This is a genomic window from Bacillus sp. AF62, assembly GCF_050312695.1.
GTDB classification, from domain to species: Bacteria; Bacillota; Bacilli; order Bacillales; family Bacillaceae_G; genus Bacillus_A; species Bacillus_A cereus.
Map to the genome: position 1 here is coordinate 34,533 of NZ_JBNPJZ010000056.1, position 10,216 is coordinate 44,748.

Here is a 10,216-nt window from a genome sequence, read left to right on the forward strand (position 1 = left end):
GGGAATTATAATGATAAAACTTGTACTTATTCGTCACGGACAAAGCTTATGGAATCTTGAAAATCGCTTTACTGGATGGACAGATGTTGATCTATCAGAGAATGGATTAAGTGAAGCGAGAGAAGCAGGAGCAATATTAAAGAGAAACGGATATACTTTTGATGTGGCTTATACATCTGTATTAAAACGCGCAATTCGGACGTTATGGATTGTACTTCATGAGATGGATCTTACTTGGGTCCCAATACATAAATCTTGGAAGCTAAATGAAAGACATTATGGTGCATTGCAAGGGCTGAATAAAGATGAAACTGCACAAAAATATGGTGAGGAGCAAGTTCATATTTGGAGAAGAAGTGTTGATGTAAGACCACCGGCTCTTACTGAAGACGATCCTCGATATGAAGCGACCGATCCAAGATATAAAACACTCAAAAAAGGTGAATTTCCATTAACTGAATGTTTAGAGGATACGGAGAAGAGAGTACTTGCTTATTGGCATTCAGAAATTGCGCCGACATTAAAAAGTGGTAACAAAGTAATTATTTCATCACACGGTAACACAATTCGCTCGCTAGTAAAATATTTAGACAACCTTTCAAGTGATGGTGTAGTTTCATTAAATATTCCCACTAGCATTCCGCTTGTTTATGAATTAGACGAAAACTTACGTCCGATTCGTCATTATTATTTAAGTATGGATGGAGAAGTACCTGAAGGGGAAATTCCGAAACATATTTCTTTTTAATACGAAAATTTGAAATGAATGCTTGTCTACATATACAATATAGACTCATGGTAAAGTGAAATTTTAATCAGTGGGGGTCTTACTGCCCACAAATAACAGGATAAAAGACGTGGTACTTTCTAATGTATATGCGATGTAGCTAATTTTAGAAGCTTGTCCACGTCTTTTGTCATAAAGAGAGCAGCTTGCGCATGTAATGATATCGTGAGTAGTTTTTGAATGGAGGGTGATGTGATTAATGATCTCTAACATTCGAATTGGCTTATTTGTTTTAGCGATTGTCTTTGTAGTCCTTGTTTTCTTTTATTGGAAAAATGAGGAGTTGTACGAGGAGAAAAAGCAACGTATTAGAAAGACTTGGTATGGTTTGTTTATCATATCTGTCACCGTGTATTTCATGATAAAAGGAATTGATTTAACCCTCTGGAAAAATCTTTTAATGTTTACTGCAATGGTTATTTTTGTTGATATTGCGTTCATTTTAACACCTAATATTTCTGAAATATGGGGTGCGAAATTTAGCGATATTGGCAAGACAGTTCAATCAATAAAACGATCATTAATTGCATCTAAAGCGAGAGGAGAAATATACACGACAATTATTCAAAATGTTAATCCAGCAATATTCGGTACGATGGAATGGCATACGGAAGAGGAATATACAAAGAGCTTAAATGCATTTTTAGATTCATATGGGGAAAAGATTGGTGCGAAAATTGTTGTTTTTGAAGCCGCGAAAGAATTAAATACAAACTTTCGTGGTATTCGCTCGCAATTTAGTATTATCGTTCCGTTAGAACATATCGAGCAATTGAATGAGCAGAAAGCGGTGCAAGTAGAAAATGTCGGGATTATACCAGCAAAAATAGTAAGTGACGTTTTCATTGTTATTGATGGAAAGAAAAATAACCTGCAAGATCGGGATTTTGAAAATGTATATAATTTAACAATACATCATAGTTATTTTAGTAAATAAGGACAGAATCTTTTTCTGTCCTTTTCTTCTATACATAAATTAAAAACAAAATCCGACAAAGTTGAATAAAATTGGACAATCATTCCTACACTAGCATGTAGAGGTGATTGTAGTGGTAAAAGATTATGACAATGATTTTTTTAAAGAAGGTAACGAAGATACAACAGATTTCTCTTTAATAAAAGGGGATACGTTGCAGCAAGTAGAAGAATTAGAAGAAGAATTAAAAAGAAAATCATAAGTGTACACTCTTTCTACATTTGCTATATAATATAAATAAAAGGTTGTATCTTTTGGAAAAGGGGGAGAAGAGATGGCTGAAGTCAATGTACAAAAGTCTTCGTTTTTTAAAGAAAAAAAAGAAGAATCAAATACAGATTTCTCTCTTGTGAAAGGTGCATTAACTCAAAATGTAAATCGATTAGAAAAACTTATAGAGGCGATTCCATATAAGTATATAAAAGAGGGTAATTTAAAAGAGAATGCGTAAAAGCATTCTCTTTTAAATTACTTCTTTATGATTTGTTTATCCGCTATTTCTTTTTTTGTTTAAAAATAATTTTATACATATAATATCCAAGAGCTGCAAAAATAAATCCAATAGCAGCACCAACTATTTCTCGCATAAACAATAAGTATAAAGAAGCAATAATTAGGGCAAATAAGATTAAAAGTAGTACATACTTTGAAATAAATTCTAACCCTTTGTACACTAGTAGAATTACACCTGAAAGAACAGTGATGATAGGTAATATCCTATTTTCGAAAAGACCTTCCTTTTTTTGGTTAGAATTCTGATGTTTATTCAATATAAATATACTCCCGTCTTAGAGGATTAATGTTTTATTAGTTTTGCTATTCCATTTTCGAAAAGATTTTTGGTTAAATAGGTTATATCAAAGGAATCATTTATTATATTTCGAGTTAATAGCCATTGGGTGTTTGGTGATTCAATAACAAAGAATCCATTGTCAGAAATAACCTCATTCTTTTCGGTTGTATTTAGGCGCATAATAGTGTAAATAGACTATGTTGTTTTTAAATCCATTATAAAATCTACTTTTTTATAATATCAAATATTATTATTAAATAGTAGATTAATATTGGTAATTTTATGATAATTAACAAAAATAAAAAAGAGAGAACGTCAGGTAGGAGTTAAAGGTACATCAGATTTCTCTTTAATAAAAGGAGATACTTTGCAGCAAGTAGAAGAGTTAGAAGAAGAATTAAAAAGAAAATCATAAGTGTACACTCTTTCTGCATTTGCTATATAATATAAATAGAAGATTGTATCTTTTTGAAAAGGGGGAGAAGAGATGGCTGAAGTAAATGTACAAAAGTCTTCATTTTTTAAAGAAAAAAAGGAAGAATCAAATACAGATTTCTCTCTTGTAAAAGGTGCATTAACGGAAAATATAAGTCGGTTAGAGAAGTTAATGAATAATAGTACTTCAAAATATATGAGAGCAAAAAAAGAGAAAGAAAATGCATAGTGCATTTTCTTTCTCTTTTTATATGCAATTTTAATGTTTAACGAGCGGATATTAAAGTATGAAATAGAAAAGGAAAATAATGAATCATGGTATAATGATAAAAGACTTACATACTATTTTTTCATTTTGAGAGGAGCTTGAACATGTATTCTACTTTAGAACAATTAACAAAGCACCCTGTATTTTATCATTTTGCAGAAATTTCAAAGATTCCTAGAGGATCAGGTAATGAAAAGGAAATTAGTGATTATTTAGTGGGCTTTGCAAAAGAGCGTAACTTAGAAGTCATTCAAGATGAAGCATTAAATGTCATTATTAAAAAAGAAGCAACAGCTGGTTATGAAAATGTACCAGCTATTATTATTCAAGGTCATATGGATATGGTTTGCGAAAAAAATCAAGCAACAGTACATGATTTTGAAAAAGATCCAATTGAATTAAGAATCATTGGGGATATGTTATATGCAAATCAAACAACTTTAGGTGCTGATAATGGTATTGCAGTTGCGTATGCATTAGCTTTATTAGATTCAAAAGAAATTACGCATCCAGCACTTGAAGTCGTTATCACTACTGAAGAAGAAACGACAATGGGCGGGGCTTTTGCTATTGATCCAAATCATTTTGAAGGAAAGATATTTATAAATATTGATTCTGAAGAAGATCATAAATTACTTGTAAGTAGTGCAGGTGGTGCGAAAGCTGTTGAAACAATTCCCGTAATTTGGGATGAAACGCCAGCGAATATGGATGCATACCGTCTATATGTTGGTGGTCTAAAAGGCGGACATTCTGGTATGGAAATTGATAAACAACGCGGTAATGCGAACAAAGTATTAGGACGAGTATTACGTGATTTATCAGCACATACGGAGTTTAACATAAGTGAAGTTCACGGCGGATTAAAAACGAATGCAATTCCGCGTGAAAGTGTAGCTACAATTTTAATTCGTACAGAAGATGTAGGACAAGTAGAAGAAAAACTAGAATCATGGACACGTGTATTACAAGAAGAAATGCGTGCTGTTGATCCAGATGTTCATGTTACACTGACAAAATTGGATGAAAAAGTTGAAAAAGTATTTGCTAAAGAGACACAAAAGCAGCTTATTTCATCATTATTCTTAATTCCAAATGGCATTCAAAGTATGAGCATGGATATTAAAGGTCTTGTAGAAAGCTCAACAAATTTAGGCGTTATTGAAACGTTGCAAGATGGAATTAAATTACGTAACGAAGTGCGAAGTTCTGTAAGTAGTTTAAAACAACATGTTGCAGAAGAAATCAAATATATTGCTGAATTAGTTGGTGCTACATTTGAAATAGAGTCAGAGTATCCAGAATGGTCATACAATCCAAACTCACAAATTCGTAATTTATTTGAAAAAGTGCATCAAGAAAAATACAATAAAGAAATTGAAATCTTCGCTGTGCATGCGGGGATTGAGTGTAGCGCATTCGTTCAAAAAATGCCTGAATTAGATGCAATTTCATTCGGACCAGACATTTTTAACGTCCACACTCCAGATGAACATATCAGTATCTCTTCTGTAGTGAATAACTGGGGATTCTTCATTGATGTAATGAAGGGTACAAAAGAATTAGCTAAGTAATAACGACGAAATAAAAAGGAGCCTATAAAAATTTATAGGCTCCTTTTTTGTATTGGAATTTATCCCGCTATTTGCAGAGCAGCCCGATTGGTTTAACTAACAATCAGTGGGGGATGAATAAAACCACTACTGATCAAAGTTTCACTTTATGAGAAGTCATTTTTCGTTAGTATGTAATATTAAGCTTGAACAATTAATAAGGATGAATTGTTGATGTTTTTTAGTACTGATGAAGGGGTGGAGAAATGAAGGGAAGAAAGCATTTTATTGTTTGTATGTTTTTATTGTTCTTCACATTTAGTTTTATTGGTGTTCAGAAAATAATAGCAGAAGAAGTTGAATTTACAGGAACAACAGCTCCATTGAATGTAAATGTTAGAGAGGCAAAAAGTTTGAATGCAAATATTGTAGATGTGATTCCCGGAAATACAACAGTATCTTTTAAAGGATGGGAGTATGGTGAAGCGGTTAAAGATTACTGGACAGGAAATTTAGATAATCGTTGGTTTTATTATTTTAAAGATGGAAAAAAAGTATATGTAACGTCAGCGTATATTAATGGAAATCCTCCAAATACATCAATAGATCGTAAATTATCTGTACCTAACATATTACAAGAAAGATCAAATTGGTGTTGGGCAGGCACTTCGGTTTCAGTTTTAAATTATTTTGGGAAAACTCCTTCACAAGATCAGTACGTTAGGTATGTTAAGGGTGGATCATATAATAATCCTGCAACTTCACGTGAAATACAATATGGATTATCAGGATATGGTGTTAGCTCAGCTATAAGTTCTGGAGCAAAATCATATGATTGGTTCAAAAGTCAAATTAATAGTAATCAGCCGATGATTGCACTCATTATGTGGCAAAATGGGGCTAACATCGGACACTTTTTAGTACTTGATGGATTTTATAAAGGGACAAATGGAACAGATTATATAACGTACATGGACCCTTGGTATGGTGATCATTATAATCATAATTTCAGTACGTTCCATAACAATAATAATTTTTGGTGGAGTGAAACTGTTTATAATATCCATGCAAACTAATAATATTAAAAGCGGGGGTTCATAAATGGGAAAACTACTTAAGCTTGTGATACCGTGCATGTGCTTAATGACCGTTATTATTTTCGCTAGTAAAATTAGTTATGCATCAAAAAATAAAAGTGAATCAGTACAATCGATCGCATTAAAAGATTATCAATATAGTAAGGGAAGTTCTTCTGAAAATTTAAGTTTTGAAAAAATAACAACATCTCCATTTTCGTTACCAATCTATGCAACAATTCCAGCACAGCAAATTTTAAATAGCTCTGAATTTAAGAATTTACTATTACCAACAAATGAAAAGCTGTGGTTTATTATGAAGGGGGAGCAGCCAGAAGGACTAATTGTTGCGAATGATACTGAACCGATTCGAACGGGCGGAGAAAATAGAAGTAAAGATTTATATGAATTATATACAGCAATAAAGAATAATACAAATGAAACAAAAGATATTAGTTATTTCGAATTTGAAGGGCAAGGAATATTGGTAGTAAATCAAAATAATGATCAAGAAATATACCTTAGTAAAGGTGCCGCTGCCATATTAAAACTTCCTACTGGTCAAAAAGTATTGAGCAGTGAAGTATTACAGAAAATGAAAGAGAGAATTGTAACTGCTTTTGAATAGTTAAATATAAACTGAATAAACAAATTAATTAATAAATGAATGAATATGCATTTAATATGAAATTTCATGTACTGTATTATTTTCGAAAATAATACAGTACATAGTATAAAAAGGATAAAAAAAGAAAAGAGTGTAAGATTTTATGAAAAAATGATGATTATAGTAGAAATAGTTGATTCTTACTTGTTTTGTATAAAGTTCGATTCAAATTACACTTCACATTTAAAATATTTAAATAATTCAAACGGAAAAGCTTGACCTTCACACTATGTAAAGGTTTACAGTAAGACAGAAAAGGAGGTTAAGAAATGAAAAAAATAACGAATTTGTGTATGAGTGCTATACTAACCACATCTATTTTCAGTGGTTATGCCCTAGGGAAGGGGATTGAGAAAGTTCAGGCGAAGGAAATTGAAAAAACGCAAAGAAAAGATATGAAGAAAGTAGAGGTGCGAAAACAAATAGGAAAGTATACAATGCCAGATGAAAAAAACAAACATGAAGGAACATGGCTACAATGGCCTCATGAATTTACATATGGGCAAAAATATCAGCAAGAAGTAGAGCCAATTTGGATTCAAATGACAAATGCTTTAAGTAAAGGCGAAAAAGTTCATATTGTTGCATATGATCAAGAAGAAAAAGAAAGAATTACTGAGGTTTTAATAGATCACGGGGTAAATATGGGGAAAATTGATTTCTTTATCGCACCTACTGACAATGTATGGGCGAGAGATACTGGACCAATTTTTGTTTATGATAATGACAAAAATCTAAAGATATTAGACCCAGGATTTAACGGATGGGGAAAGAAAACACCATATAAGAAAGATGCTCGTCTTCGTGAGAATCTTAGTAAACAGTTAGGAATTGAAAGAATTGATTGGAATAAATTTGTTCTTGAAGGTGGCGCATTTGAATTAGATGGTAATGGAACTGCTTTACTAACTAGAAGTGCTGTAACGAATAAAAATAGAAATGCAAAATTGTCAGAAAAAGATATTGAAAAATATATTAGTGACCTTGGGGTAACAAATTTTATTTGGTTAGATGGAGTACCTAACTTAGATATTACTGATTTTCATATTGATGGATTTGCAAAATTCCACGATAAATCTACTATTATAACATTAAACAAAAAAGATTTAGCTGAATGGGGAACGTCTGATAAAGATATTAACAAGTTGTTGCAGGCAAAAGATGCTGAGGGGAATAAGTACAAGTATGTATATCTGCCGCTAAGCAAGAATAATGTTACATTAGAAAATGGGAAGCAGCTTGATTATAAAGGTTCATATATTAATTATTATATAGCGAATCAAGTTATCTTAGTTCCTAACTATAATGATCCTAATGATAAAATAGCAAATGAGATGATTCAAAAACTTTATCCTGATCGTAAAGTTGTGGGAATTGATGTAAGAGAGCTTTATAAAAATGGTGGTATGATCCATTGTATTACTCAACAACAACCAATTAATTTAAAATAATATATTTATAGTGTTTAGAGAAGTTTTCTATTTCTTATGAGAACCTGTTTATCCATAGGATAGGTAAAGATGCGATGGCATTTTTACCTATTTTATTATATTTTTTATCCTGCATTAACGGGTAGCTCGAATGATTAAAGTTTCACTTTATAAGTTAAGTATACCTTTCCTATAAACTGAAGAAACCCACCCTTTTTGAAAAAAGCTTAATCAAAATGGATGGATTTTCTACATTAAAAACTATACTTGCTGTTGAAGAAGAAACATGTCTAAAGGTATGTTTTTACCTTTTAAAAGTCGTTCGAATCCCTTCAATAAAACATCCAAAGAGTCCTCTATTATCGGGGTTTTAAAAGTTTCTGGTACAATCATTCTTACTAAAATATCTAAATATAATCTATATTTTTTCTTTTAGCAAGCCATTCATGCCCATCACCTTCAGAATTACCTTAAATAATAAAAGTTCAGCGACTTTTCTGTTTTTATTTGTAAATGAACACATTATACTTGGCCAATTATTGTGCAACCTTTTCGAATAAATGATTTTCTTTATTTGAAAATAAGGGTGCATCTATAAAACCATAATGATAAACTAAAATACCTAATTCCACTCTAGAATTAATATGCCATTTTTCTTTAATATGATTAATTATCGTTGAAATTCTTCGAGGGGTAACATATATTTTTTTTGAAATTTCTACATCTGTAAATCCTTTTGCTACATAAATAGCCACTTCTAACTCTCTTTCGGTCAACATTCTTTTCATAAAATACGCTCCTTCGAAATTATTTATATAAAAATCAAAAGAAACTATTAAAAGAAATAAAGGTGAAAAATCATATTTATTTTAATCTGGCTATTTGCGGGTAGTAAGACTCCCACCTCAAAATTTAGATGTGGCAAAGAAGTCGGACTCCCTGAAAAAGCCTGCCTGGAGTGGACTAATAATCAGTGGGGATGAATAAAACTCTCATTGATTATTAGTGAACCATATTTTAATAATTTCTCGTATTGTGATTCAAGTTTGCAAAAAAACTATAAATCCATATAAATAGTAATTGTAACTATACTAATTTTACATTACATTAAAAGTTGGAAAATATTCTTATACTCATAAAGTGTTACATTTGAGGGAGGAAAGATGGAATTCTACAATCTTGGTATTATTATTAAAGAACTTAGAAAGAAAAAAACATGTCACAATCTGAATTATGTCATGGAATATGTTCACAAAGCCAAATTAGTAAGATAGAAAAAGGTATTATTTATCCATCTAGCATATTGTTGTATCAATTATCTGAAAGACTTGGTATTGACCCAAATTATATATTTGCGCTAACGAAAAACAAAAAAATAAAATATATTGAAAATGTAAAATGTGTAATGAGAGATTGTGTGAAACAAAAAGAATATAATGAGCTTTACGAAATAGTGAAAAAAGAGAAAAACGAAAATAATTTCCAATCAAAAGAAGATAAACAATTTCTATTATGGCATGAAGCGATTGCTATATATTATGTAAATGGAGCAACAATTAATGCTTTTGACATTTTAAATAGAGCACTAAAACAAACCTTAAGTAGTAGTAACTTTTTATCAGAAAAAGAAATAAGCATAATGAATTCAATTGCTATAATACATGCAGAAAATGAAGACTATGAGAAAAGCATAAATATATTAAAACAAAGTTTAATTAATTTTAATAAGATAGAATTCCCTAGAGAAAAAGAAATCAAATTAAGACTCATTCATACGTTAACAAAATGTTTACACCTTGCAAATCAATATGAAGAAGCAATAAAGTATAGTGAAATAGGCATAAAATTAGCTATAAATATGAATACTTTATACTTATTAGGTGAATTGTTTTTTGAAAAAGGTGCAATTTTATTAAAAGTTCAGCACTCTAATGAAGTTGGTTTAACATACATAAAAAAGGCATTATTTATATTTGAATTAACAGAAAGAAAACAATATATAAAAATGATCAGGGATAAATATATTAAAAATCAAGAATAAACAAGAAATAATTCTAACATAAGTTATTCCTAATTGGTATTTATTCCTAAAAAAAGTGCTGTAATACGAACTATTCCTAATTGTTATTTATTGCTAAAATAAATACCGTAATATTAGAACCTGTTTAAAATCTTTTTAATAAAATCGCTACACCTGCCAATAAGCAACTCTGTCTGCTATTTTCAAGTGT

11 protein-coding genes and 1 pseudogene are annotated in these 10,216 nt (G+C 30.7%); 10 read left to right on the forward strand and 2 right to left on the reverse strand.

Features of this window, described 5'->3' with window-relative positions; translation table 11 throughout:
- Nucleotides 1-10: 10 nt before the first annotated feature.
- From gpmA to spoIISB (ACQRBL_RS11790), 4 genes are all read left to right on the forward strand, one after another.
- Nucleotides 11-748 (forward strand): 2,3-diphosphoglycerate-dependent phosphoglycerate mutase, encoded by a 738-nt coding sequence (gene gpmA / locus ACQRBL_RS11775; protein ID WP_097987525.1) that lies wholly within the window; start codon nucleotides 11-13, stop codon nucleotides 746-748.
- 238 nt (nucleotides 749-986) lie between these two features.
- Complete coding sequence (locus tag ACQRBL_RS11780) at nucleotides 987-1,724, forward strand: type II toxin-antitoxin system SpoIISA family toxin (protein WP_071729949.1); 738 nt, start codon at nucleotides 987-989, stop codon at nucleotides 1,722-1,724.
- Nucleotides 1,725-1,836: 112 nt separating this feature from the next.
- On the forward strand, nucleotides 1,837-1,965 hold the full coding sequence (locus tag ACQRBL_RS11785; protein WP_000237819.1) for a hypothetical protein: 129 nt from the start codon (nucleotides 1,837-1,839) through the stop codon (nucleotides 1,963-1,965).
- Nucleotides 1,966-2,037: 72 nt separating this feature from the next.
- Entirely contained in the window at nucleotides 2,038-2,214 is a 177-nt protein-coding gene (gene spoIISB, locus ACQRBL_RS11790) for a stage II sporulation protein SB (protein ID WP_000852631.1), read from the forward strand.
- A gap of 43 nt (nucleotides 2,215-2,257) precedes the next feature.
- Here spoIISB (ACQRBL_RS11790) and ACQRBL_RS11795 read toward each other — a convergent pair whose 3' ends face one another.
- Complete coding sequence (locus ACQRBL_RS11795) at nucleotides 2,258-2,533, reverse strand: hypothetical protein (protein WP_001032898.1); 276 nt, start codon at nucleotides 2,531-2,533, stop codon at nucleotides 2,258-2,260.
- 510 nt (nucleotides 2,534-3,043) lie between these two features.
- Between ACQRBL_RS11795 and spoIISB (ACQRBL_RS11800) the strand changes: the two genes are divergently transcribed.
- From spoIISB (ACQRBL_RS11800) to ACQRBL_RS11820, 5 genes are all read left to right on the forward strand, one after another.
- Nucleotides 3,044-3,220: a stage II sporulation protein SB gene (gene spoIISB, locus ACQRBL_RS11800; RefSeq protein WP_000852630.1), complete on the forward strand. Its 177-nt coding sequence runs from the start codon at nucleotides 3,044-3,046 to the stop codon at nucleotides 3,218-3,220.
- Between the two features lie 143 nt (nucleotides 3,221-3,363).
- Nucleotides 3,364-4,833, forward strand: coding sequence for a beta-Ala-His dipeptidase (gene pepD / locus ACQRBL_RS11805; protein WP_411996063.1), 1,470 nt, complete (start codon nucleotides 3,364-3,366; stop codon nucleotides 4,831-4,833).
- 245 nt (nucleotides 4,834-5,078) lie between these two features.
- On the forward strand, nucleotides 5,079-5,888 hold the full coding sequence (locus ACQRBL_RS11810; RefSeq protein WP_000678370.1) for a papain-like cysteine protease family protein: 810 nt from the start codon (nucleotides 5,079-5,081) through the stop codon (nucleotides 5,886-5,888).
- A gap of 25 nt (nucleotides 5,889-5,913) precedes the next feature.
- A complete protein-coding gene (locus tag ACQRBL_RS11815) occupies nucleotides 5,914-6,516 on the forward strand; it encodes a hypothetical protein (protein ID WP_023521942.1) in 603 nt (200 codons plus the stop codon).
- A gap of 308 nt (nucleotides 6,517-6,824) precedes the next feature.
- Nucleotides 6,825-8,006 (forward strand): agmatine deiminase family protein, encoded by a 1,182-nt coding sequence (locus ACQRBL_RS11820; RefSeq protein ID WP_411996064.1) that lies wholly within the window; start codon nucleotides 6,825-6,827, stop codon nucleotides 8,004-8,006.
- A 515-nt stretch (nucleotides 8,007-8,521) separates the two neighbouring features.
- Here the strand turns inward: ACQRBL_RS11820 and ACQRBL_RS11825 are convergent.
- The gene (locus ACQRBL_RS11825) at nucleotides 8,522-8,773 is read right to left on the reverse strand and encodes a response regulator transcription factor (RefSeq protein WP_000827555.1); all 252 of its coding nucleotides are present in this window, start codon (nucleotides 8,771-8,773) and stop codon (nucleotides 8,522-8,524) included.
- Between the two features lie 375 nt (nucleotides 8,774-9,148).
- On the opposite strand from ACQRBL_RS11825, the pseudogene ACQRBL_RS11830 reads away from it, so the two are divergent.
- Nucleotides 9,149-10,026: pseudogene (locus tag ACQRBL_RS11830) on the forward strand (helix-turn-helix domain-containing protein).
- Nucleotides 10,027-10,216: the final 190 nt, after the last annotated feature.